The 25317-nt window shown below is 40.9% G+C and carries 27 protein-coding genes and 1 pseudogene; 9 read left to right on the top strand and 19 right to left on the bottom strand.

Annotated elements, in window-relative coordinates; genetic code table 11:
• Positions 1-28: 28 nt before the first annotated feature.
• Positions 29-1330: an HD domain-containing protein gene (locus AOQ70_RS18550; RefSeq protein ID WP_007497716.1), complete on the bottom strand. Its 1302-nt coding sequence runs from the start codon at positions 1328-1330 to the stop codon at positions 29-31.
• A 170-nt stretch (positions 1331-1500) separates the two neighbouring features.
• The gene (locus AOQ70_RS18545) at positions 1501-1722 is read right to left on the bottom strand and encodes a DUF1450 domain-containing protein (protein ID WP_003215259.1); all 222 of its coding nucleotides are present in this window, start codon (positions 1720-1722) and stop codon (positions 1501-1503) included.
• Positions 1723-1964: 242 nt separating this feature from the next.
• Between AOQ70_RS18545 and AOQ70_RS18540 the strand changes: the two genes are divergently transcribed.
• Complete coding sequence (locus tag AOQ70_RS18540; RefSeq protein ID WP_034281253.1) at positions 1965-2774, top strand: RsfA family transcriptional regulator; 810 nt, start codon at positions 1965-1967, stop codon at positions 2772-2774.
• Positions 2775-2807: 33 nt separating this feature from the next.
• On the opposite strand, the gene AOQ70_RS18535 is transcribed toward AOQ70_RS18540, so the two are convergent.
• The 3 genes and pseudogenes from AOQ70_RS18535 to AOQ70_RS18525 all read right to left on the bottom strand — a co-directional run.
• A complete protein-coding gene (locus AOQ70_RS18535; RefSeq protein ID WP_024426379.1) occupies positions 2808-3041 on the bottom strand; it encodes a DUF5970 family protein in 234 nt (77 codons plus the stop codon).
• Positions 3038-5314 carry a glycosyltransferase gene (locus AOQ70_RS18530; protein ID WP_058838520.1) on the bottom strand — a complete coding sequence of 759 codons (2277 nt, stop codon included), beginning with the start codon at positions 5312-5314 and terminating at the stop codon, positions 3038-3040. The genes AOQ70_RS18535 and AOQ70_RS18530 overlap by 4 nt, the downstream gene beginning before the upstream one ends.
• A gap of 105 nt (positions 5315-5419) precedes the next feature.
• Positions 5420-5701 (bottom strand): annotated as a pseudogene (locus AOQ70_RS18525) (tetratricopeptide repeat protein); the annotation flags it as partial.
• 470 nt (positions 5702-6171) lie between these two features.
• Here AOQ70_RS18525 and AOQ70_RS18520 point away from each other — a divergent pair.
• On the top strand, positions 6172-7017 hold the full coding sequence (locus tag AOQ70_RS18520; RefSeq protein ID WP_059377935.1) for a hypothetical protein: 846 nt from the start codon (positions 6172-6174) through the stop codon (positions 7015-7017).
• Positions 7018-7088: 71 nt separating this feature from the next.
• Here the strand turns inward: AOQ70_RS18520 and AOQ70_RS18515 are convergent, their stop codons facing one another.
• The 13 genes from AOQ70_RS18515 to pta form a co-directional block, all read right to left on the bottom strand.
• A complete protein-coding gene (locus tag AOQ70_RS18515; RefSeq protein WP_059377932.1) occupies positions 7089-7934 on the bottom strand; it encodes a lipoate--protein ligase family protein in 846 nt (281 codons plus the stop codon).
• Positions 7935-8174: 240 nt separating this feature from the next.
• A complete protein-coding gene (locus tag AOQ70_RS18510; RefSeq protein WP_059377929.1) occupies positions 8175-8570 on the bottom strand; it encodes an SMI1/KNR4 family protein in 396 nt (131 codons plus the stop codon).
• A 231-nt stretch (positions 8571-8801) separates the two neighbouring features.
• A complete protein-coding gene (locus AOQ70_RS18505; RefSeq protein WP_059377927.1) occupies positions 8802-9197 on the bottom strand; it encodes a CDI toxin immunity protein in 396 nt (131 codons plus the stop codon).
• 281 nt (positions 9198-9478) lie between these two features.
• Positions 9479-9805: a glycoside hydrolase family protein gene (locus tag AOQ70_RS18495; protein ID WP_059377922.1), complete on the bottom strand. Its 327-nt coding sequence runs from the start codon at positions 9803-9805 to the stop codon at positions 9479-9481.
• Positions 9806-9820: 15 nt separating this feature from the next.
• Positions 9821-11344 (bottom strand): T7SS effector LXG polymorphic toxin, encoded by a 1524-nt coding sequence (locus AOQ70_RS18490; RefSeq protein ID WP_059377920.1) that lies wholly within the window; start codon positions 11342-11344, stop codon positions 9821-9823.
• An 11-nt stretch (positions 11345-11355) separates the two neighbouring features.
• Entirely contained in the window at positions 11356-11634 is a 279-nt protein-coding gene (locus AOQ70_RS18485) for a YwqI/YxiC family protein (protein ID WP_059377918.1), read from the bottom strand.
• A 4-nt stretch (positions 11635-11638) separates the two neighbouring features.
• Positions 11639-12037, bottom strand: a complete 399-nt coding sequence (locus AOQ70_RS18480) for a YwqH-like family protein (RefSeq protein ID WP_059377960.1) — start codon at positions 12035-12037, stop codon at positions 11639-11641.
• Positions 12038-12212: 175 nt separating this feature from the next.
• Complete coding sequence (locus AOQ70_RS18475) at positions 12213-12479, bottom strand: hypothetical protein (protein WP_041087759.1); 267 nt, start codon at positions 12477-12479, stop codon at positions 12213-12215.
• Positions 12480-12492: 13 nt separating this feature from the next.
• Entirely contained in the window at positions 12493-13827 is a 1335-nt protein-coding gene (locus tag AOQ70_RS18470; RefSeq protein WP_059377915.1) for a TRAP transporter large permease subunit, read from the bottom strand.
• A 45-nt stretch (positions 13828-13872) separates the two neighbouring features.
• Positions 13873-14748 (bottom strand): NAD(P)-dependent oxidoreductase, encoded by an 876-nt coding sequence (locus AOQ70_RS18465; RefSeq protein WP_059377914.1) that lies wholly within the window; start codon positions 14746-14748, stop codon positions 13873-13875.
• Positions 14749-14766: 18 nt separating this feature from the next.
• Positions 14767-15438, bottom strand: coding sequence for an RraA family protein (locus AOQ70_RS18460; RefSeq protein WP_082700881.1), 672 nt, complete (start codon positions 15436-15438; stop codon positions 14767-14769).
• A 150-nt stretch (positions 15439-15588) separates the two neighbouring features.
• A complete protein-coding gene (locus AOQ70_RS18455) occupies positions 15589-16440 on the bottom strand; it encodes a MurR/RpiR family transcriptional regulator (protein WP_059377912.1) in 852 nt (283 codons plus the stop codon).
• A gap of 129 nt (positions 16441-16569) precedes the next feature.
• A complete protein-coding gene (gene pta, locus AOQ70_RS18450; RefSeq protein ID WP_059377910.1) occupies positions 16570-17541 on the bottom strand; it encodes a phosphate acetyltransferase in 972 nt (323 codons plus the stop codon).
• A gap of 240 nt (positions 17542-17781) precedes the next feature.
• On the opposite strand from pta, the gene hemQ reads away from it, so the two are divergent.
• Positions 17782-18552, top strand: coding sequence for a hydrogen peroxide-dependent heme synthase (hemQ, locus tag AOQ70_RS18445; RefSeq protein ID WP_024423793.1), 771 nt, complete (start codon positions 17782-17784; stop codon positions 18550-18552).
• Between the two features lie 67 nt (positions 18553-18619).
• Positions 18620-19780 (top strand): MFS transporter, encoded by a 1161-nt coding sequence (locus AOQ70_RS18440; RefSeq protein ID WP_059377908.1) that lies wholly within the window; start codon positions 18620-18622, stop codon positions 19778-19780.
• Positions 19781-19793: 13 nt separating this feature from the next.
• On the opposite strand, the gene AOQ70_RS18435 is transcribed toward AOQ70_RS18440, so the two are convergent.
• On the bottom strand, positions 19794-20273 hold the full coding sequence (locus tag AOQ70_RS18435) for an Lrp/AsnC family transcriptional regulator (RefSeq protein ID WP_059377905.1): 480 nt from the start codon (positions 20271-20273) through the stop codon (positions 19794-19796).
• Between the two features lie 145 nt (positions 20274-20418).
• Between AOQ70_RS18435 and AOQ70_RS18430 the strand changes: the two genes are divergently transcribed.
• The 5 genes from AOQ70_RS18430 to AOQ70_RS18410 all read left to right on the top strand — a co-directional run bounded on the left by AOQ70_RS18430 (position 20419) and on the right by AOQ70_RS18410 (position 25307).
• On the top strand, positions 20419-21651 hold the full coding sequence (locus AOQ70_RS18430) for an MFS transporter (RefSeq protein WP_059377901.1): 1233 nt from the start codon (positions 20419-20421) through the stop codon (positions 21649-21651).
• A 149-nt stretch (positions 21652-21800) separates the two neighbouring features.
• Positions 21801-22403, top strand: a complete 603-nt coding sequence (locus AOQ70_RS18425) for a bacilysin biosynthesis protein BacA (RefSeq protein WP_024423797.1) — start codon at positions 21801-21803, stop codon at positions 22401-22403.
• A gap of 1 nt (position 22404) precedes the next feature.
• Positions 22405-23112 (top strand): cupin domain-containing protein, encoded by a 708-nt coding sequence (locus tag AOQ70_RS18420; protein WP_059377898.1) that lies wholly within the window; start codon positions 22405-22407, stop codon positions 23110-23112.
• Positions 23109-23870 carry a glucose 1-dehydrogenase gene (locus AOQ70_RS18415; RefSeq protein ID WP_059377896.1) on the top strand — a complete coding sequence of 254 codons (762 nt, stop codon included), beginning with the start codon at positions 23109-23111 and terminating at the stop codon, positions 23868-23870. The genes AOQ70_RS18420 and AOQ70_RS18415 overlap by 4 nt, the downstream gene beginning before the upstream one ends.
• A 15-nt stretch (positions 23871-23885) precedes the next feature.
• Complete coding sequence (locus AOQ70_RS18410; RefSeq protein ID WP_059377892.1) at positions 23886-25307, top strand: ATP-grasp domain-containing protein; 1422 nt, start codon at positions 23886-23888, stop codon at positions 25305-25307.
• Positions 25308-25317 lie beyond the last annotated feature (10 nt).

Raw genomic sequence — 25317 nt, 5'->3', positions numbered from 1 at the left:
TCCCGACATCTCCTTTTTCAGTACTTCTTTATCCCAAACCAAGCAGCTTCATGATCGCCTTCTTTTCTTCAGCTTTTTCCGACATATCTACAATTAAGTCCATCGGGAAATAAAGTTTATGATCGGTTCTTCGTTTACCGGAAATGGCGTCAACAATATCTGACTGTCTCGACAGTTCTTTAATATGACCACTTTGCGTCAAAAGGTGAATTGGCAGCCTCTCTTCTTCCTCTCCTGGTCTATAAAAGTCATAGGGCAAGTCAGAAGACGAGTCGACCACTAAATAGTAGTCAGGATCAATTCCTGCCTCCTTAAACAAGGCGGTCAGCTTGAAATATTTCGTCATTTCTTCATTTGGATTAAACTCTGTATATTGGAACAATCGGCGGTTCATAAAACGGCGGCACAAATCGGCCAGCACGTGATCTTCTTCGTCTTCCCACGCCTGAAAATAAAATAAAACAATGGATTCATCCAGCTTAATATAGTCCTCTGTGGTGACATTTCCCTCAAAAATTGAGTAAAAATGAACTGGGGCATGTGTAAAAATATAACCCGTTTCATGCAGCTCTTTTGCACGATGAAGGATTTTCGTTAAAATGACTTCAGCACTGCGTGTCACTGGGTGGAAATAGACTTGCCAGTACATTTGATAGCGGCTCATAATATAATCTTCTACCGCATGCATCCCGCTCTGCTTCATCACAATCTGATCTTCTCTCGGACGCATCACACGTAAAATACGTTCCATATCAAAGTGGCCGTAGCTGACGCCTGTATAGTAGGCATCACGCTGCAAATAGTCCATTCGGTCGGCATCGATTTGACTTGAGATCAAACTAACCACCTGTTTGTTTTGATACGTTTTGGCAATGACTTCAGCCACATGCTTCGGGAAATCATCACTCACCCGGCGGAGCACTTCATTGACTTCCGTCTGCCCTAAAATAATATCTCTTGTAAACGATTCATGGTCTAAGTGGAAGACCTTTTCAAAGGAATGAGAAAATGGACCATGTCCGAGGTCATGAAGCAAGGCTGCACTAAGTACAAGCTCGCGCTCTCCTTCATCCCATTCAGGCCGCCCTTTAAACACATCATCCACAATTCGTCTCACAATCTCGTATACACCGAGTGAATGATTGAATCGGCTGTGTTCTGCACCATGAAACGTCAAATACGTGGTTCCTAGCTGTTTAATCCGTCTCAGGCGCTGAAATTCTCTTGTTCCTATTAAATCCCATATTAATGCGTCCCTTACGTGAACATAACGGTGCACAGGATCTTTAAATACCTTTTCCTCAGATAATTTACCTTTTGGATACGCCATCGTTTCGTCCCTCTTTTTTTAAGACGTGTTTCTATTATATCGGGTAACTTTTCCCGAAAACATCCTTGAATTTGCTGGTGAATGTGTTCTCAAAGATTGCACGGACGTAAAAAGCCCGACCTGACAGGGACGGACCTCTTTTTAGGTCGACTGAACACATTCAGTGACATTTATTTGACTTTTTTTTGAACCTTTTCGAGTAATTCATCTTCTGTTGGTGCGGATAATGGGCGATTGTTCACAAACGCAAAAGCCTTTTTTCGTCCTGGACCACAATAGGATTGACAGCCAATCTCAATTTTTGCATCAGGGTCAACCGATTTGAGTCGAGGCAATAACGTCTTTAGGTTCGTCGCATCACAATCGTCACATACGCGAAACTCATTAGCCATGGTCTTACGCTTCCTTTCAATGATGATACTTCATTCTATATGAAACAGTTGGACAGCCAATCGTGAATAATATACCACCCAACATTGTACATCGAAGCGGCTGGACTTGCAAGACGCTTTGCCGCCCCAATGACGCGCTTACATAAAAGCTAGTATTTTCCACTATCCTTTTAGCAAACTTGTATAAACCTTCTTGAACTTGGCTAATCTAATACCATCAAATCATATGGGGGTTTAAACACATGTCAAAACAAAGACAAGATGCTTGGTCAGAGGAAAATGATCTCCTCCTGGCAGAAACCGTCTTACGTCACGTCAGAGAGGGCAGTACACAGCTAAATGCGTTTGAAGAAGTAGGAGACAAGCTGAACCGCACCTCCGCAGCATGCGGATTTAGATGGAACGCTGTCGTGAGGCATCAATATGAAAAAGCGTTGGCACTAGCCAAAAAACAACGAAAACAACGGATGCGTGCACTTGGCAATGGCCAGCCTGCGAAAAAACGATTACTTTATCAGCCGCAAGTAGAAGAAACGGTCACTCAGGAGGAATTCTCACAGGAATTGGAGCCAGCAAAGGAAGAAACATTTGCACCAGCTGCTGAAACTGCCGAACAGCTTCAGTTTGTGGATCAAAGCTACAATGAAGAGTTAGCTAGTTTATCACATTTATTGTCACAGGCTTCTCCTGCCCCAAATACCGCAGAGAAAAAGCCGGAAGCGAATCCATTTAGGCAGCATCAAGAATTAACCATCGACGATATCATTGATTTCTTACGCCGTTATGAAGGCGATGGTCAGCAATCCACTGCCTTACGTATGGAAAACAGCCGCTTAAAAAGAGAAAACAATGAGCTTTCTCATAAAGTCTCGCAGCTAGAAGCTGAAGTAAAAAAGCTTGAAAAGGATCAGCTCACGATTCAAGAAGATTATGAAACACTCGTCAAAATCATGAACCGTGCAAGAAAACTAGTTTTGTTTGAAGAAGACGATAGTGCCGCACCAACCTTTAAAATGGATCGGAACGGCAACCTCGAAAAAATGGCAGAATAACAAAAAGTGCTCCCCGCCTCGGGAAGCACTTTTTTAAATGCCCAAAAATAGCATCACACTAAAAAGGACATTGATCAAAAACACGAACATAAAAATATACCTGACCTGCCTTACTTGAAAATCACCAAACATAAAAATATAAAGACCTGCGATGCCAAGTGTCAGTACAGGCTGAAGAAATGGCACTAAAAGCGAAATGCCGTAGCCGGCTCCCATGATGACAGGAAGCCATAGTAAATAGAGGTAACCGCCATTTTTGGATTTCAAGAAACCACTCCCTCTCTTTCTTCTATCTGCTTGATTTCAGGCTGAACAAACTTGAGTCCGGCTATTGTGCGGCCGCGTTTTTGTGATGTCCAAACCACAATCGCCGGCTGCTCTGTCAGAGATTCTGTATCAATGGTGATTAGCACTTTGTCATGTAATTCAATTGAAGCTTCAGACTCGATTTTACACCCAGATAAACTAATATCATGTATGTTCACCAGCACCTTCTCTTCTAACCGGTCCTCATAGACTAGCGTGCCTGCCACACCTTGCAATGGTCTTCTCATCCATTTGCGCCGAATAGCCTTTGGTACTTTCTCCGTTTCTCTTACAAAGCGGAGAAATGTCCGAACAGCATAGGATTTTTTCTCACGATCCGTTATCGATACGTGCTCTCGTGTGAATAAGAAGCGGATCAGTGATAGGTACTGTGATTTTTCTGTGTCAGTAAAAGCCACACCAACCATCAGCTTGTCTCCCTCCGGATGACTCCAGACCACATCACATGCCACACTTTCATTCTCTGAAAAGAATAATTGCATTTGTCCTTGATTTAGAGAAGAAGCTTGATCCAATGGAATGGATAGACGCGCACCTGAATCACTCATATCTAGTAGAAAACAAGCAATCGACTCATCTTGATGATCGGAACGAAGATGCCCCTCTTTTTCAATGACAAACCGCTCTGATTTTCGATAACGCGGACGATCAAACGCCACAATAAGTGCCATGAACAGCCCTGCACCGTTATAAAGTACCCAAAAAATATTAATCAACGTGAGATCAGCATTCATCGTCCCATTTACCTTCATATCGTATCCTATTTTCACAAGGACTAGCAATGAGAGGAGCAAGAAGATCAAATGAGGAATCATCGTTTTCAAATGAAAATGTCTCTTGTCCGTTTGAATTCCCTTCGGTGTGACAAGAAATTCAACCCTCTTCTTCAAAAACAGCTCACTTAAAGCCACACCAGCCAGGTGGAATGCCATAGAGCTTTCGTAAATATGACTCCAAAACATACTTCTTTTTTGATTCGACACCAGTTTAAACGCTAAGTACGAACTAAAGAACGCCGGCAGCCAAAACATGAAAATGGACTGAAAATCTGCCCAGAAACTTTGAATACCAAATAATAAAAACAATATCGGTGTAAGAATGTAAATCATTTTAAACAAACCGTTAAACCAATACACAATGCCATCTAAATAAAGAACGCGCTGCATAAGCGTTAAGCCGCGAACCTTCAATGGATTAAACTTACGGGCGCACTGAATGTTCCCTCTCGACCAGCGGTCTCGCTGCTTTAACAGATCAAGCCAGCTTTCAGGTGCCAGACCGACAGCTAATACCTCTCCGACAGACACAGATTTGAACTTCCCTTGGAGAAGCATTCCTGTCGCCATGTCTTCTGTAATCACTCCAGTAGCAAATCCGCCAATTTCCTCTAATGCTGTTCTTCTAAATACCGTATTACTCCCGACATACATGACCGCATTGAATCGATCTTTACCAGCTTGGAGGGTTTGCATGAAGAAGTCCTGCTCATTTGGAATTCGATCCTTCGAGAACATATTATATTGGAAAGGATCTTCGTTATAAAACGCCTGTGGAACTTGAACAAATGCAGTCGCTCCATCATGAAAGTAAGGCACTGTCTTTTCTAAAAAGGCAGGAAGCGGGACCATATCAGCATCAAGTGTGAGAATCAACTCCCCATTCGTTTGAGACATCGCATGGTTTAAATTCCCCGCCTTAGCAAACTTGTTATCTGTTCTAGTCAGATAATGAACACCAAACTCAGAAGCAAGCTGCTCTACAGACTCCCTCTTGCCATCATCACATAAATAAATATGGACGCTGCCTTTTGGATAAGACAGATTCAAACAACCTGCAACCGTGCGTCTTAGCACTTCAATTGGTTCATTATATGTAGCTATGAAAATATCAACTGTTGGCAGCCTTTCAAGATCACTGATCATGACTTGTTTCCGATTTGAAGGCTTCCAAACAAGTGTATAAAACACAAGCAGCTGTAAAAATCCAATACATTCACAGGCCACAAGCAAGATGCCCATTATCATATTAAATGTACCTTCATGCGGCAGTGTAAAGAAGAGACGCCAGCAAATATATGCAGCATTTGTTAACACACAGAGCACAATGATGATTTTTTTAATCGCAGAGGCTATCGGCTGAATACGATACATCACATACAACAAAGACAAAACACAAAGCATAAACAGCGGGTAATACGTGGTGATGAATGACAATACATTTTCCTTCTTTCTTATGTCATAAAGGACTATCACATATATAAAATTTCATAACAAAGGAGGGGATTCTTCCATTACATTGCCCCTCCATTTCTACATAAATCATTTCCACAATCTATCTAACTGATTTGAATAAAAATCAATCGCCTTTCGATAACTTAAAATAGCAGGATCTTTTGTCGTTTCAGTTAAACAGTTCAGTAATATTTCCATCGCTTTGCTATGTTCCTTCAAATTATACAAAGTCATGGCATAAAACGTTTGAATGGCTTTATTATCCGGATAAGTTTCCATCGCATGTAGGAATATCTGTTTTGACTTTTCATATTCCCCTAAGGTTCTGTATGTACTTCCTAACCCTAGTAAAGCGTCTTCTAGTTCTTCTCCTAGCTGTTTAATTGATCGAAGGAGCTAAAATCCTATTAAATCCAATATTATATATGTCTCGCATGAAAATAACGGCGTACTGGATCTTTAAATACTTTTTCCTTAGACTATTTCAAATTTTTGGATTACCCATCGTTTCTTCTCTCTTTTTTATATTTCTATTATATCGAATAATTTTTTTCGAAAACAGCTTTAAATTTGCAGGTGAATGTGTCCATAAATAGCATCACACTTTAACAAAAATTTCGAACATAAAAAGATAAATACCGGCATTGGCCTTGCCGGCTCCCATGAGGACAGGAAGTCATAGTAAATAAAGGTAACTGATTTTTTGGGATTTCATCACAACTTCTCCTTTTTAATCATCTGTAACTAATAAACTAAAAATGAATTTATTTGAAATAATGTTAATTTATAATAAAGAATACCGATATACATATTAATAATTAAAAGGGAGTTGTTAAATATTGAGGAAAATATTATTTGGGTTAGTGACCATTATTTTTTTAAGTACTATCTCCTTTAACGCACAAGCAGCAGATGAGCCAAGTAATTCAATTGAATTAAAAAGAAGTAATGCTTTTTATTCACCAGATGAAGCTATGACAATTATTACACATGCAGAGGATCGACGATTGTATAAAGTCTCCCTTGGCATGAATAAGACAGAAAAACTAACCCTGCGCTCTTCTAAAACATTTGATGTCAAAATTACTAATCCTAATAGTGAAATCATTTCAGAAAGTAGAGGAATAGGAAGAAGCACGATTAATGAAGAAGGAACAGCTCAAGTTGAATTCCCAACGGATACAGTAGGAGATTATTTAATTTACATTGAACCTTCTGATGATAAAAAAAATCAATTTCCCTATGAATTAAATGTTACTGTAGGTATGCCTGTTTTATACCCTATTCCGGCCTCCTCGGTTATGGAAAAAAGGATTACGCTTAATCAAGCTTCGATTACGTCATTTAATAAAACTAGCTCGCTACAATATTTCGACCTATCCAATGACAGTTCAATTCCGAATAATAGCTACATAATAGAAGTTAGAACTGATGGTCCTGACAGCGGTCGAAATTCATTAAGTTTATATACATTGAAACGAAGTATACGTCCAAATTCTAGTATGACCTGGATTAACACAACGTACCCTAATTTCAAAGTTTACCCAGCTTATTATCCAAATGGATCATGGAATCCTGTTAAACAGAAGTATGCTTTCCGAATCTCTGCATTAACATTTAATCAACCTGGAATATACACTTTTGATCCTAACATTTATATTGGCTATAAAGTTGAATTAAAATAATAGAGATAGATCGACAAAATGACTCGATTGTTTTGTCGATCTAAAATATATTTAAAAAATTTACTTCTCCTTCACGAAAACACCTTTTCATTCCTCTCAATCATCCGCGTCATGTTTTTCTCAAATTCCAGCTGTTCTTCTGCGTTCAATCCTGACGCTGTAAGCTGATCACTGAGCTTTTGAAGCTCCTCTAGTAATAAACGCATGAGAAGCGTACAATCAATCGGTTCACCGATTAATTCTGATAAGGATGCCATCGTATCCGGCTGTATATCAGGAAATACTGCCTTCACTTCTTGCCGTTTATGCTTTAAGGCGGCGTCATAAAAACGGCGGATCAAATCGGCACGTTCACGCCCGCTTCCATCTGCACACAAATAGATTTGCACAGCGACCCCTCCGCGTAATCTACGCTGAGAAATGCCGGCAAATTTCTTTCCATTGATACTCAAATCGTAGCTGCCTGGACAGTAAGAGCCGACAATTTCATAGGCTTCAATGTCCACCTCGTACATTGACAGCATCCGGCGGATCAATTCCACCATCGCATCATACCCGCGGTCAATATCAATGCCCTTCTTTTGTTCAGCAAAGATTAAAGACACATTCAGTACGCCTTCATCCAGTACCACAGCAAGACCGCCTGAGTTGCGCACAATTACGCGATAGCCCTCTTCCTCAAGCAGCTTTACGCCATCTTGGAGAAATGGAAGTCTTGTATCCTGAATCCCAAGCACAATCGTATTGTGATGCACCCAAGAACGGGCTGTCGCTGGTGAGAGACCCTTCCCCACCGACGCGCAAAGCGTATCATCCATCGCAAAGGATTGCTTCGGGTCTACATAGAGACCGAGACTCGACTGATCGATGATACGCCATGTCGGCTGTGTCAATAACTCAATAGGTTCATTTTTCATGTCCTGCATATCCTCTCGTTCATAAACTGTGTTTATTATAACATGGGAGGAATGGAGGGAGAATGCAAAAAAGCTCCATAACATTTGGCGTCACAGAGCGTTTCAGTTAGATGATTTTGTTTTCTTATTCTTCCTTTTCGAGATGAAATAAAAAGCTGCAATTAAAACGACAGGAACCCCAACCACGAGGCATGCAGCGATCAATGTATTCCACGGCAAATTGATCATCTCCTTAATAGACTAAACTTCTATGAAACAGCCCTCATTTACCCAGCTCAACAAGTCTTCAGCCACCAATTCCGCATGCTGAGGGTCCATCACACCAGCATCGACGATCCACACTTTTTTCTCCTCTTCTGCCTGCCGCATGAGAAGTACTCGCCCGCCGCCATCATCGCCAATGGCTACATAGCCGCTCGCATAATGATGGACTTCCCACGTTGCATTGCGTTCCATTATGTCCTCAGTTCCGTATAGTAGAACATCGCCTCCAATAGAACATCCATTTGTCTGTTTCAACAATTCCATATAAGCATGGGGCAGCACCATGTTTAGCTGGGATTCTGCCTCTTTGATATGTATGTCACTTGCTGGTTTGTTCACGTGCAAATTTGGGATTTGAGGTAAATTGAGCATTTTAAAGCCTCCTCTATGTTAAGTAGCTGATTTTTTCATGACCCTTTTATACATCACAGGTAAGTTAAAATGCTTGTAGTAAGTCAAATAGTGATGAGTGTCTGTGGGTCGGATTGATTAGCAAAGAAAAAAGTAAAACCAGATATAGCAATCAAACTTAGAATGACCTTCACAGAAACATTTCAAAACCCTCAAAGAGACTCAAATTAATTCTTTGAGGGTGCATCTATGCTATTTTAATCCTACTTTTACCTCACCATCATGAAAAATTTCAATAACATATCCAGAAGATGGTGAAAAAATCCACGTATCAAAACTGACAGCTGTAACATCATCTATAGCTTCAAATACTTTATCTAAAGTAGATTGAATAATTGGTAACGTCCCTTCATCCCAAATTATATAAATAATATCACTGTACTCATTCAGTTTTTGATCTAAAAAGGATCGTATTTCATCGATTGTATCCACTTCAGCATAAGCAGATACTTTCTCCCATTCAATCTGACTATAATCAGAAAATGGAAAGGACTTATCCAAATTACTTAATATTTGTACTCTATCATTATCATATAAAACACGTGCACCCTCACCAAGTGCCTCAATACACTCATCTAGTAAAATCATCTAAAATCTCCTTATCTATCAAAAGGAAAAATATTAAATTCATCTCATAATCATAAAAAATAATCTTTTTATTCCCATCCTTCCCTATTTTCGTAAGTGGGATAATAGAAGCTATGGAAAGAGTATAGTCTATTGCTACTGATGTTTTCGGTGATTGAGATATCCCATCATACATCTAACTTGGATAAAAAAAGATGAACGACCTCTCTGTAAACTCAACTGTTCTATCAATTCTGCTCATTTATCTTAAAAATCTGGTCTTTCCAACTCCTATTAGAGATTTATCTAACGATACATTTAGGTGAAAATTTCACAAAAACAGAGTTCTTACCATCATCCATCATTCTTTTCAATTCCTTACCTAATGAATAATTAGAATCTGGTTCTGTTTGCAATACAGAAACAATATTTCCACCCTCCCCTTGAGTAAGACAGGTTAATTGTAAATATTCATTGTTATCATAAATAAAAGAAACGATGTAATCATAGAAATTATCTTCTATGTTGTCCTTATTTAATCCCTCCTTAAAAACTCTGACTATGGTTCCAGCCCAAATTTGAGTATCATCCTCAACTTCCTGAATAGATATCCAATCATTCTTAATCATTCTATTACATCCTCTCTACTTAATTTTTAAATTATGACCACCAGATGCATCAGCAGGTTTAGTTTGTTTAAAATCAAAATCAACCTCTCCTTGATGCTTCCCCTTGTTATTTGTTTTTTCAAAACGACCATGCTGTGTATCTACTGAATATAAATCCCCAGTTTTAGGGTCTTTATATACATCCCTACTATTAATCTTACTTAATTTAGAATCTTTTATTAAGCCATTACTTTTAGTAATTTCTTTTACTTTTATTTTTACAGCTGCGACGCGCTCTGCTGGAGGCAATGTCACTAATGATTTTTCAAAATCTTTAGCCCCATTACTCGCACCTTTAGCACTCTTCTCAACCCTCTTAGCTGCTTTCTCCCCTTTAATAATCTTAAAAACATATTTCCCCACTTTAACAATGTTGGTGCTTGGAACCATGTACACCCCTGATACCAAACGATCCATATCCGCGACTTTATCACCTGTAATTGGATCTCTTGCTGTAATAACCCGAATTGCATCGTTTATTCCTGTAAATTCAACCGCTTTATTTAAGATATTTTGGGGTTTATCGCCTGTTTTTACATCAGAAATCGGTTTAACTCTCTCAATCGTAACTTTGTTTTTTTCTGATATTCGTAACCGATACAGCATTCCATCTCGCATGACGTCAACCGTTTTGGCATGTTCGAAGTTGATCTTTTTGTACTCATTTATGTTGTATACTTTTCCATTTAAAGTTAATGTGGTTTGATTGATTTTACTAGACGGCGTTTCCCGAACAACCGTCTCCACATTCGCTTGTTGTTTCTCTTTTAGTTTCTTCAGCATGATGATCATTGGATTGTCTTTTGGGTTGTCTATTTTGTCGTTCAATCCACTGATGGTGCTGCTTACTTTTTCTTTTTTTCCATCTTTGAAAATAGATCCCTTTTGATAGCTTGTGATGTCGATTTTTGGGCCGGTGAACATGGTACTTAAGGTATCTATGTATTGCTTCATTGTTTGAAGGGAGCTTTTGGTTTCATGTAAAGCACTTGTCTGCTCCCTGTCAAATGCATGAAGCAGACCAATGGTTCTTGAGGTCTCAAGCCATGCCTTTTGATAGTTTTGCTGAAAAGCTGATTCGTCTACACTTGGCAAGTGAACAATATGACCAACTCTGCCGATGGCGTGGTTTACCTCTGATACGATTTCAGAAATCGTACGTTCAGCTTTTTTTAAGCCTTGATCAAGATCATCTTCGATAAATGCTTGTGAGATAAAGCCGTGCTCGTTTGATTCTAGTGCATGAAGAGCCTGCTTTGTGTTTTTTAATGCAGCGCTATATTCCTCAATGACGACATGAAAGAATTGCAGGAAGGGAATATGGCATTCTGTATAGAAGGCGCGGATGGCTTGTCCTGCCTCTCCCTTTAGTGCGCCATCGAGTGAGATGATGTGATGGATTTGTTTTTCTAAGGAGCTGATTTGCTGTGACTGCTGCTTTAACGTATTCAGCGTTTGATCTATTCCGTTTATTAGCGCAAAGGCGTCAAGGGTTTTCATTGCGTTCTCCTTTATTTTCTTTTACTGCTAGAAGCAAGCGCCTTGTCCGTTTCAATCATGGTGTTCACCGCTTGTTCTGTTTGTACAAGCTGTTTCTGAAGGATGCCTATATAGGAATTACTTAATTCGTTCAGCTGTTGATTGATCTTTTCTAATGAGTCTGCCGTCAGGAGCTGATTTTTTCCTTTGATGGTTGTTGGAAGGGCTGCATTCATTTGAGTGCCTGATTGTTTTGCATGCTGTAATACTCGTTTGACCTGACTGGCATCTATTTTAATTTCTCTCGTCATGTGACTACCCTCTTTTTTCTTCCAGTTGTTTCTGCTTTTCTTTCTCTATTTTTCTTTCAACCGAATGAATTTCATGTTCTAACGAATGAATCTCCGATGTGACATCACTAATTTTCTCATCAATTCGATTTAATAAATTGGTTAGCTGTACACTTTTTATCTCTTGACTGGCGGAAGCCATTTCGTCTCGAATGTCATCAAACGTGTCTGCCAAATGGCCAAACCATGTATGTGATGTCAGATCTGGATGAGTGATTTTCTTGCTGGCATCTGACAGGGTTGATTTTGCCTCTTTGATTTCTTTGCGGCACATGTTGAGTTCGATGATTTGTTCTTTTTTTATAGATATATCTGCCTTTAATGAATACAAGGCTGTTTTATAACCGATGATTGCTCCAGATATCGTCAAACACCTCTATCCCTTAAATAGTCCTCCGTTATGTTACCATTTACTAGCACAAGAGGCATATGATTGAAAGTGAATTTACCAAAAAATGAATCGTACGTATTGGGTTTTAATACCTATTTCTCGCGCACAAAAAAGCTGAATTCATTTTCTGAATCCAGCTGTTTATTGCTTATTTGAGCGAATCACTCGCTGATGCTGATGGATGATCGCTAAATGAGGTGTCTTTCTTTTCAGGAATATAATTGAGAGAGAAACCAACAAGACTAAAAAAGGCACTTAACACCAGTGTTGGGTTTTTGAATAGATTCGTACTCGCAATAATCATATCTCCCTTTTGCAAGACAATCCCTAGTATTTGACCGAATACCAACAGGGCTCCTGACGTTAAGAACAGGACAAGCAGCACTTTAAATAATAATTCCATTAATGCTCTCATGTGTTTCTCCTTTCTATACTGGAAGTAATCCCATTCCGATGAGCCAGCCAATTCCCACGATCGGCAGCATATAGTAGAGAATCAGTGGTATAAAGGTTTTCTCAGGTTTGGCTCCTGCAAGACCTGAAGCAATGAAAATCGATCCTGATGCCGGCGGGGAAGCGCCTTCTGTCGATGAAAAAGCAAGAATGGCGACAACAGCCACAACTGGATCAACTCCGACTGAGACTAAAGCTGAAAACGAGACAAGTCCAACAGCTGTTAATGTAGCTGTTGAAGATAATGGCCCAGCCACCAGCGTGACAAGAATTCCCACAATGAGCACCATAAGCCACTTCGGAATGGTAAGTACTGATGTGATTTGCGTCAAATCTTCTGCCAATCCTAATTCAGCAAGCACCTGACTTGCCGCAACAGCAAACAGCATCAAGGCACCAATCGTTGTAAACTTAGGAATAGCAGACTTGAAAAACTGAGACCAATCTAGTACAGATGCCTTTTTTCTCCCGATCGTTAAACTAATCAACATCATGAGAATCGGAATCCACGTAATTAAAGAAATTTGATCCATTGCCTCTGGTCCAATGTTTGGATTACTTTTTAAGTAGTTTGCCAGCGGACCTATTGTGATAATGATAGGAATCAAGGCACCGAAAAAAATAAAGATCGACTTCCACCCTTGTTTCACAGCTTCCCTAAAAGGAAGAATATCATCTGGCGGCATGGCCTGAATTTTATTCTTTTTCACCAGAATATACACCAAAATAAATCGGTATACGACTTGATATAGTCCTCCTATGAGAAGCGCAATATATAAATCTCCCTCCGATACAAGGGCTGCAATTGGTGCAAACCCCAGCATGATAAACATGGAAGAGTTCGGAGGCAGTGCTGCTCCAAGTCCGCCATTCCCTGCTAAAATGGTCGCTGTATGGGTTCGGCTCCAGCCTGATTTAATCATCCAAGATGCCGTGATAGAGCCAGTGGCAGCTGTGTTTGCAGAATTTGAACCTGAAAGAGCACCTAAGACTGCTGAGCCTAACGTACTCATATAAGCCGCTCCACCAGGAAGTTTACCTACAACCGAATTTAAGATTCGCAAGAGTGCATGAATTAATTCCAGCTTTTCAATTAAATAAGCCATGAATACAAATGCGACAGCTGCATAGAGCACCTCATATGTGGATGCGAATTTTAATCCATCCCAGAAAAGTCTTAATGCATCCAATCCGCCAAATAATGTGGTTGCAATAAAGCCTAATAGCATGGCTTCTCCCATATTCCGTTTCACGACGACATTCCATATAATAATGACAGCTATGAATACAATCAACGCAATAAAACCCATATCGTTTTTCGCCTCCCCTTTGTTAAATAAAACGCTTACAATTTATTACCCCTGCTGCATCACGTCAATAACTTCTTCCCAGCTGTCCGGCTTTTTCCCATTAAACCGTTCAACGAATTGAAAGTCTGCTAATCTCTCTAGCTTCTGTTGCGCTGCCCGAGACATGCTGGCATCAACCTCTGCTTCATCTAACATTTCAATAGAGCCAAGAAGCTCGATCGCTCGTCGTTTTGCATGTAATGCACTCCCTGTCACAAGACGGTTCATGGTCTCTTCAAAACTTTTGCTATCCATTGTATCGCTTAATGAAGAAATCACTTGTTGTTCCACATTATATTTTTTGGAAATTTCCAAAAATTCAATCATGAGACCAACGATCCCCTTCATATAAACACTTCTGATCAGCTTTAAGGCAGAAGCATCTCCTGGCTGGTCACTGATTTTTGTGATATTCATGCCATAAGCATTCATTACTTTCATGAATTGGTCGGTTCCGCTGCCGCTTGCCGTGATCGGAACCTTGTGTTTGTTGACTGGAAGAGGCCCTAGCATGGCAGCATCTACGAATAGAGCTTTTTGCTTTTCAATTTCGTTTGCCACTTGTTTTTTGATGTCTGGTGTTGATGCTGACACATCTACATATACTCGATTCTCTTTCAAACTTCCCGATACAGATTGGGCCACTTCTAAGGTTTTATTCGCTGGCACAGCTGCAATGACAATATCAGATTTCTCAATGACTTCGCTGATACTGCTGGTTAATTGAACTCCTGTCTGCGATGCTTTTTCTTTCAACGCTCCAGCCAATTTCTCATTTTGTAACAGTACATCATACGCATAAAATTGATCTAATCCTTCTGTTTTCAATCCCGTTGATAGCTCATATGCTGCTTCTCCATAACCGATAAAGCCTATCTTCATCACCGATTCTCCCCTATTCTATTCCTGAAATTTTTTCAATTTGCCTGCCAGCCATGCAGGTGCTAAGAGACTAGTGTCTTGCTTTCCTTCGTCCATATATTGTTGAATCGTGTTTAATCTCTGATTTTCATACGCTTGTTTCTCTTCCGCTAGTGTGAGCATGTGTTCCGCCTTCTCCTGTGGAACGATGACGACTCCATCATCGTCAGCAATGACTAAATCACCTGGTGCTACTTTGACACCGCCGCACGAGATGGTTTGATTCAATTCCCCAGGACCATCTTTAAAAGGTCCGTTTGGCATAAACCCCTTACTGTATATTGGAAAAGCCAGCTCCTCTAAAGCGAGTTTGTCGCGAACAAGCCCGTCAATCACGATTCCTTCTATTCCTACAGCCTTTGCTACACCTGCCATCAATTCCCCTAAATATGCATGACCTTTATGGTCTTTTCCATCAACAATCAGTACATCTCCTTCTTTAGCAGAGTAGATCGCATGATGAAGAAATAAATTATCCCCTGGCCGTAAGCTAACGGTAAAAGCAGTCCCTACTATATTCATGCCTCTTGCAACAGGTTTAATTTGATGATCCATCGCTCCGGTGCATCCCATCACGTCTGACAGCAAGGTTGAGTTAAGCTTTCTTGCCCGATCTATTAGATCATTTGACACGAATTGAACAGTACTCATTGTTTCCATCATCCCCTTTGAGTTATATTCGTTACATTAAACTTTATTAAAGTAATATATATTACTTTCGTGACACGATCATACCATCTCGATTTTATTTAGTAAAGCGCTTTCATATAAATTAAATGAAAAAAATGAGTCACCACACGACTAATGTGTTGTGTGATAACTCATTTTCGTTAACATATGATTGATTTGATCTAAACGTGGTTTTGTCCTTTCAGGGTCATTAATGGCTAAGGCACTTAAAATATAATCTACGATAAAGATAGCAGATACGACAGAGTTATGAGAGCCCACACTTGCTGAGGAACATGGTAATACATATTGTGCATACTTAGTTAGTGGAGAGCTGTAGCTGTCTGTAATTAAAAGCACTTCCACCCCATATGACTTCGCTGCCTCCAGCAAGTCCTTTATACGCTTTGCATAGCGAGGATAGCTGACCGCTATAATGAAATCATCAGATTGAAAATGAACGAGATCATCCACCCAGTCGCTTTTGTCCGCATCAATATATTGACAGTTCCCCAATAGCCGATTGATTCCAAATGACAGATACTCGCCAACAGGTCTTCCACTTCGGGCACTTGTACACAGAACCTGGCGGGAGCTGGCTATTTTTTCAACAATATGCTTAAAGTTTTCTTCCGTGATATTGTCTAAAGCATACTGGATATTTTGAAATTGCAGCTCTACATGGTTATGCAGAAGCTTACTTTTATTTGAATGCTTGAGGTTCGCTTCAAGTCTCGTTTGAGGGGCAGCTTTATGCTTCATGTTTGATTGAAGCTCTTTTTGAAGCTCAGAGAAACCGGAATACCCTAAAGCAGCAGAGAATCTCATGATGGTAGCTGTACTCGTCCCAACTTTTGAAGCCAATTTATCTACGGTTAAAAACGCGACCTCCATCGGATTGTGCACGATATAATCTGCAATTCTCCTTTGTGCCTCTGTTAATCCCGCGACCTTATGCTGAAGCTTATGTATTAAATCGTTCATTATAGCACCTGCCCATTCTATCGGCTTTATCTACGATCAAATTTTTTCTTTTCCCCTATATTGTACACATTTGTCATCAAAAAAACAGCCAGCACGAATCTATCGTACTGGCTGCCTTTGTCGAGATCATTATAGTGCTTGAGCTGCTGTGATAAGCGCAAGATTGTAAACGTCTTCGGCATTACAGCCTCTTGAAAGATCGTTTACTGGCTGGTTTAAGCCTTGTAGGATTGGACCTACAGCTTCAAAGTTACCTAAACGCTGTGCAATTTTGTAACCGATGTTTCCAGCTTCGAGGCTAGGGAAAACAAATACGCTAGCATCGCCTTTGATGACGGAATCTGGCGCTTTTTTCGCTGCTACTGAAGGAACGAAAGCTGCATCGAATTGGAATTCTCCATCAAGTACAAGCTCAGGTGCCTTTTCTTTTGCAATGCGAACTGCTTCAGATACTTTTTCTGTTTCGTCTGATTTTGCTGAGCCTTTTGTAGAGAAGCTAAGCATTGCCACACGTGGTTCGATATCAAACATTTTTGCTGTGTTTGCACTTTCGATCGCAATTTCAGCTAGATCTTGGCTGTCTGGAGCAATGTTGATTGCACAATCAGCAAACACATACTGCTCTTCGCCGCGAGCCATAATGAAGACGCCAGATGTTTTCTTTACGCCTTCTTTTGTTTTAATGATTTGAAGTGCTGGACGCACTGTGTCAGCAGTTGAATGTGCCGCACCGCTCACAAGTCCGTCTGCAAGACCTTTATACACAAGCATTGTACCGAAGTAGTTTTCATCTAGTAATGCTTTTCTTGCTTGCTCTTCGGTTGCTTTGCCTTTACGTCTTTCTACGAAAGCTTGTACAAGCTCTTCAAAACCTTCATATGTATGAGGATCATACACGTCAACACCATCAAGTGTAAGACCTAATTCTTTTGCTTTTGCTTCAACATCTTGTTTTTTACCTACAACAATTGGCTGCAATACTTTGCCGTCTGCTAGTTTTTGAACGGCTGTTAGAATGCGTTCGTCCATTCCCTCAGGAAAAACGATCTTTACTCCTTTACCTGCAACCTTTTCCTGAACTGTTGAAAAAATATCTGCCACTACAATACCCTCCTTGATTTTACAAAAAAAGCGTTCTCTTTTAAGCATACTCTTCTTCTACCTAAATTCAAACTACCAACTTATATTATAGCGCTTACAAATTAAATTCTTATTTTTCAAACTAATTTAATCAATTTTGATAAAAGCTGTTTTCTTCGTTCAAGTTTTGATCACATCTCCATTTGGACAAACTATGTTATAGTTGGAACAGATGGAAAACTGTTAATAGGAGTGAAAGAAATGAGCGAACAACATACAACAAATGAAGCAGCTCAAACACTAGATGGCTGGTATGCGCTGCATGATTTTAGAACGATCGACTGGACAGCTTGGAAGCTGCTGACAAGTGATGAGCGCCAAGCGATTATTCATGAGTTCACAGGTCTATTGGAAAAATGGAAAACAGCTGAGCAAGATAAAGCTGGAAGCCAAACAATCTATAGTATTGTCGGCCAAAAAGCAGATATTATGCTCATGATTTTACGTCCGACAATGGAAGAACTAGGTGAAATAGAACTTGAATTCAACAAAACACGACTAGCGGAGTTTACGATTCCAGCTTATTCGTATGTTTCAGTTGTTGAGCTCAGCAACTACTTAGCAGGAGGCGGCGATGGCGGAGATCCTTACGAGAACCCACATGTACGTGCGCGCCTATATCCAGAGCTTCCTTCTTCTCAATACGTGTGCTTCTATCCAATGGATAAAAGACGTTCTGGCAATGACAACTGGTACATGCTTTCCATGGATGAGCGTAAATCTCTTATGAGAAGCCATGGCTTAATTGGCCGAAGCTATGCTGGAAAAGTAAAACAGATCATTACAGGTTCTGTTGGTTTTGATGATTATGAGTGGGGCGTTACCCTTTTCTCTGATGATGTGCTCCAATTTAAAAAATTGGTTTATGAAATGCGCTTTGATGAAGTCAGTGCACGCTACGGCGAATTCGGTTCCTTCTTTGTTGGAAACCGTTTAGCAAACGAGCAGCTGGCGTCTTATTTCCATGTATGATAAACTCTTAAGGCTTCGGATCTTTCCGAAGCTTTTTTATGTATTTGTTTAGAAAGGTGATCACATCATGAGAAACTTCCCCATCGCTATTTTTGCATTAACGCTCGGTGCGTTTTCGATTGGCATGACTGAATTTGTCATCATGGGACTTTTGCCAAATGTCGCAAACGATCTTCATGTATCAATTTCTGCTTCAGGACAGCTGATTACTGGATACGCACTTGGTGTCGCAGTTGGCGGACCTATATTAACGTTATCGACTGGGAAAATGTCGAGAAAACGTCTCCTCATTCTGTTAATGATTCTTTTCGTGGCGGGAAATGCTGCTGCCGCTGTCTCGACCTCTTATGGTCTATTAATGGCCGCCCGTATTTTAACGTCATTTGCTCATGGAACGTACTTTGGCGTCGGAGCCATTATGGCTGCACGGCTTGTGCCTAAAGAGAAAAGTGCAAGTGCGATCAGCTTCATGTTTACAGGACTGACGGTAGCCAATGTACTCGGTGTGCCGTTCGGTACCTTTATCGGAAATCAATTCGGCTGGCGTATGTCTTTTCTAGTCATTGCCGTCATTGGTCTCATTTCCTTAATCGGTATCATCAGCTTAGTTCCGAATCAATCAAAGGAAGAAGTATTGGATATTCGAAATGAAGTATCCGTCTTGAAAAAACCACAGGTACTCGTTTCCTTTGCGATGACCATCTTTGGTTTTGCTGGTGTTTTTACAGCATTTACGTATATCAGCCCAATCCTGCTGCAAGTCACTGGTTTTCAGGAAAATGGGGTAACGCTCATCCTTGTCCTATTTGGACTTGGGGTCACCATCGGGAATTTAGTTGGCGGAAAGCTTGCTGACTGGAAGCTGATGCCGAGTATTATGGTGACACTGATCCTACTCATTGCTGTCCTGTTATTGTTTACAGTCACTTCCGAATTCAAAGTGCCTGCCGTGCTGACCATTTTTGTTTGGGGAATCATTTCATTTATTCTTGTTCCTACCTTGCAATACCGCACGATGAACATGGCACATGAAGCACCGACACTCGCATCGACGCTCAGCCATTCTGCCTTTAATATTGGGAATGCCGGCGGTGCAGCGCTTGGCGGTCTTGCTATCGACATCACACATTTACAGCTTGTTCCGTTATTTGCTGCAGCTGTGACATTTATTGGCCTTATCATTACGTTTATGAGTTATCAGTCAGATAAACGAATAAAAAGGACCTGACATAGGTCCTTTTTTATTTCACCACGGTCATTTTTGGCTCTTCTATTTGTTTCAAGCGTTCCTGAATAGGATGAGAAAAAGAGTGCTCTGACAAGACAATATGGGAGACGGTTTTTGTAAATCCAGACACTTCTTGAATAAAGGCTTCAATTTCTTCAAGAGACGAAACTGACAGCTTAATGAAAAAGCAAGACTGTCCTGCCACTCGATAAGCAAAAAAAGCGCGTGGGTGCTCGTTCATAAAAGCCACAAAACGCTGATACTCCCCATTTAACACCGTAACTTCCAGCAGGCAGTCAATCAGAAGCCCTAATTTTTTATAATTGACCTGAACAGAATACCCTTCGATAATCCCTGCGTCCTCTAATTTACGCACTCTTTCTGCTACCGCAGGTGCTGATAAATTCACTCGTTTGGACAATTCCCTCATGGATAAGCGGGCATCTTCTCTCAATTCATTTAAAATATGCACATCAACATCGGTGATTTTCATTCGTACCTCTCCTATCCAAAAATCGTTCCATTTGAAAAGTATTTGATGATAATACTTATGATGCGAAATGTAAAATAAAACTAAATAATGGTAGAATTTATTTTAACGGAATTGAATGAAAAAGCAAGTATGGAGGGATCACTTGATGAAAGAATCTTTAGACAGCCAGGCTTCTAAAACATTTCCCATCACACTTGCCATCGCACTCACACTTGGCGTTTTTGCGGCGGGATCGGAGGAACTGGTGATTTCACCACTGCTGCCTGATTTATCAAACTCCTTTCAGCACTCTCTTGATGTTCTCGCTCTTTCCATCAGCATTTATGGGTTAGCTGTGCTGGTTGGAGCTCCGCTTCTCGTTCCTTTAGGGGACCGATATTCAAGAGAGCTGTGTTTGATTATTGGGCTGTCTTTCTTTTTGATTGGAACAGTGATGTGTGCTGCTGCCCCAAATTTGGCCGTGTTTTTTGCAGGCCGTGCTATTTCTGGGCTGGCGACTGGTGTATTTGTGCCAACAGCCTATGCTCTTGTGGGCGACCGGGTTCCCTACGAATATCGCGGCAAAGTGATGGGACTCATTGTATCGAGCTGGTCTCTTTCTCTTGTCCTTGGTGTGCCCATTGGCGCTTTTATCGGTCAAAGTTTGAACTGGCGCTGGACATTTTGGATTTTCGCCATGATGAGTCTCGTTGTCCTGCTGCTCGTCATCCTTGAATCTAGAAAACAAGTCGCCACAGCTGATAAGAAGGCAACTCAAGCTAGGGAGAAATCAGGCTCTTTATGGGGGGCTTTGAAAATCGACCGTGTCCCTGCCTATTTGACCGTGACATTTTGTAACATGCTTGGATTTTATGGCATGTACTCATTTTTAGGAGCTTACCTGCAAAGTTTGTTTTCCGGAGGGCAATCAACAGCTGGACTTCTGATCATGGCTTATGGCGTTGGTTTTTCCATGAGTATATTTACCGGGAAATTAGCAGATTGGTTTGGCAAAACACGGTCTCTTTTCTTTGTGCTGGGCGGCATTACGCTCGTTCTTGCCTTACTTCCTTATGCCCCGTTCTCATGGACATTGCTCATTTTCGCTTTATTTATTTGGGGTGCCATGCAAAGTTTATCCGTCACGCTTTTGAGCACCGTCCTGAGCGACTGCTCCCAAACTCACCGAGGCAAAGTGATGGCTTTTTACAGCCTTGCTTCCAATCTAGCCGTTATGCTTGGGTCCGCTTTGATGGGACCTGTTTATGTCCATTTCGGCTATCATACGGTAGGACTTGTATGTGCACTCATTACGCTCGTTGGTTTTCTCATCAGCTTCATCAGCTATAAACGTGAAAAAACCTTACAGCAGAAACATAAAAATACCTTTGAAACGTGAGCTCATTTCACTGCACATCTCGATATGTGCAGTTTTTTAGATCAATTTTTAATATCATCATAAAATACATTTTTTATAAATTTTGTTGACAATTACCAATTTTATTTTTTATAATCTAGTAAAAATTTGAAAAAGATTGGATGGTAAACATGATCTTAAAGAATGATGTTTTTCATTTCAAAGAAGAGCCCATCGTTTCACCTAAGATGTTTACAGTCAATACATTAGGCCCTAAGGGGACAAGCAGTGAATATGCAGCAAAACATTTCATCTCTCATTCCACCACTACACTCGGCACTCATACGAAACTATCCCTTTACGACACATTCGAAACTTGCATTGAACATACTCTCTCTAACGCACTCCAATACACTCTCGTTCCACACGCATACGAAGGAATTAAACACTTCTACATGAGACCTGACCTGCAGCTTTTACAAATATTCAGATGTGACACGCCCATGTATGGTTTGGCTGTCAGACCAGATTTCCCCTTTCAAGAACAAATGCTTCACCATTTAAAAATTGTTTCTCATCCTGCACCTGTGAATTTGATTCAATATTTTATTCATCAAAATGCTGAATTTGAGCTTGTCAATTCCACAAGTACAGCCGCACAAAAAGTAAGAGACGGCGAATTTGATTTCGCTTTAACCAATGAGGTGGCTAGAGCTACATACGGCCTCACCTTCATTCGAACATTTAAAAGCATTCCTATGAGCTGGTCTATATTCGGAAAAGGAGAGATGTAACATGCCAACTGAACAAAAGGTGCAAGAATTATATTTTCCTCAAGCGAAAAAACGAGAATGGGATAATGGTGTCATCCAATATTCTACTGTCAGAGGCGATACGGAAGTGTTAATTTCATACGTCCCTCCTCACACGATCATCGAACCTCACGAGCATCCGGAAGCACAAATCGGCATCGTATTAAAAGGCGAGCTTCAAATGACGGTCGGCCAATCGACACAAGTGCTCACCCCATTAGAATCAGCCTATATTGCACCACCATTCGTTCCTCACGGCGCATCGAATCTGACAGATGAAGAAGTGATCGCCATTGATATTAAGAGATTAAAAGATGGCGAGGAATATACGGCTCCTCCTACTTATTTCTTAGACATTTTCAAAACGCGTGATTTGCTTCCTGGCATGGAAGTGACTTTTTTTGTTGAGGACTGGATGGAGCTTATGATTGCTAACATTCCGGGAAATGGCGGGGAAATGCCTTTTCATAAGCACCGTAATGAACAAATTGGGATTTGCATTAGCGGTGGATACGATATGACGATTGAAGGCTTTACAGAGAAGATGGAATTTGGCACGACCTACTTCTGTGATCCAAAAGAAGATCACGGCGCCATTAATCCAAAGCCAGAAGCATCAAAGTCTATTAATCTCTTCTTCCCTCCACGCTATAACCGCTTAAAGCCAAAAGCGTCTAAGGTGAAGAAATGAACATTGCCGGAAAAGTCGTCCTGATTACAGGAGGTGCGTCTGGGATTGGGCTTGCCGCCGTCAAGCTTTTCCTTGAACACGGAGCAAAAGTAGTTGTGGCTGATATCAATGAAGATAGCGGTAAACAACTTGTTGAATCATTGCCTCATGAACATGCTGCGTTTTTCAAAACAGATATTACAAATGAGGCTGACTGTCAAAAAACCGTTCAATCCGTGCTGAACCAATTCGGGACAATTGATGTGTTGATTAACAATGCAGGCATCGAAATTGTCTCACCTATTCACGAGATGACATTGGAGGATTGGAACCACATTCTACAGGTCAACCTGACGGGTGTATTTCTCATGAGTAAGCATACATTGCCGCATATGCTTGAGAAGAAAAGCGGAAGTATTATTAATACTGGATCTGTCGGAGGTCTCGTTGGCTGGCCTGACATTCCTGCATACAACGCAACAAAGGGCGGTGTCATCCAGCTCACCAAATCGATGGCGATTGACTATGCCGCTCATCAAATCAGGGTGAATTGTATCGCCCCAGGCATCATTGATACGCCATTAAATGAAAAATCCTTTTTAGACAATCATTCAGAAAGTCTTGAGGTTGTCAAAAAGGAAAAAGCAAAGGTGAATCCCTTGCTTCGTCTCGGAAAACCTGAAGAAATTGCGGGCGTGATGCTGTTTCTCGCCTCTGATCTATCCAGCTATATGACTGGAAGTGTTGTCACAGCAGATGGCGGATACACCGCTAGATAAAAAGGAGTGCTTTCATTGAGTAAAAAAACCGTACTTGTCATTGCTGACTTAGGAGGGTGCCCGCCCCATATGTTTTATGAAAGCGTGGCGGCATCTTATCATATCGTTTCTTATATCCCGAGACCCTTTGCCATTACAAAGGGACACGCTGAGCTAATAGAAAAATACTCCATTGCCGTCATCAAAGATCGCGATTATTTTGAGACACACCCTTCTTTTGAACACCCTGATTCTATTTACTGGGCACATGATGATTATTTGAAATCAGAGGAAGAGGTGGTGGATGACCTAGTCCGTGTGGCTTCCTTTTTCAAAGCTGATGCCATCACCACCAATAATGAATTATTCATTGCACCAATGGCAAAAGCCGCCGAACGGCTGGGGCTGCGCGGCGCTGGGGTAAAAGCAGCTGAAATGGCGCGTGATAAAAGCCAAATGAGAGCTGCATTCAACGCTGCTGGTGTCAAAGCGGTGAAAACTCAGCCTGTCACCACTTTAGCTGATTTCCAGCAAGCTATTGAACATATCGGGACACCGCTTATTTTAAAGCCTACATATTTAGCAAGCTCGATTGGCGTGACCCTTTTTCATGACAGAGCCGGCAGTGATGATCTCTTTTTAAACGTACAGTCCTATTTGCAAACCATTCCCGTCCCAAACGCTGTGACATATGAAGCACCATTTGTCGCTGAAACGTACTTAGAGGGGGCTTACGAGGATTGGTATCAAGAGGGTGGCTATTCTGATTATGTCAGTGTAGAAGGGTTCGTCGTGGAGGGAGAATATATCCCTTTTGTCATACATGACAAGACCCCTCAAATCGGTTTTACAGAAACGGCTCATATTACTCCCTCGATCCTAGACAATGAAGCACAGCAAATCATCATTGAGGCAGCTAAGAAGGCAAATGAAGGGCTGGGACTTGAAAACTGTGCGACCCATACAGAGATCAAGCTCATGAAAAATCGAGAAACAGGACTGATCGAATCCGCAGCTAGATTTGCTGGCTGGAATATGATTCCGAATATCAAAAAAGTGTTTGGTGTGGATATGGCCAAGCTGCTGATCGATGTATTAGTCGATGGAAAAAAAGCGGAGCTGCCAAAAGAGCTGCTTTCTGGACATACGCATTATATAGCAGACTGCCATTTATACCCTCAGCATTTCAAAGAAAGCGGACACATACCGGCAGAGGCCACACATATCACCATTGATCATGTCCATATTCCGCAGGATGCTTTAGTTGGAGATACTGTAATCATCAGTGAAACCGTCCCATCTAAAGGCACCTTTGTGGATCTCTCTTTATTTGAAGCCTTTAATGGCATCGTGTCGCTTGAATTAAAAGGGTCATCCTCACAGGATGTTGCCGAATCCATCCGCAACTTACAGAAGCAAGCTGCCATTCAGTTAATGGATGAATTAGTGAAAGGATAGAAAGAGAGGG

The organism is Bacillus sp. AM 13(2015) (genome assembly GCF_001518755.1).
In the GTDB taxonomy this organism is placed as follows: Bacteria; Bacillota; Bacilli; order Bacillales; family Bacillaceae; genus Bacillus; species Bacillus safensis.
This window is presented reverse-complemented; position numbering and strand designations above follow the sequence as displayed.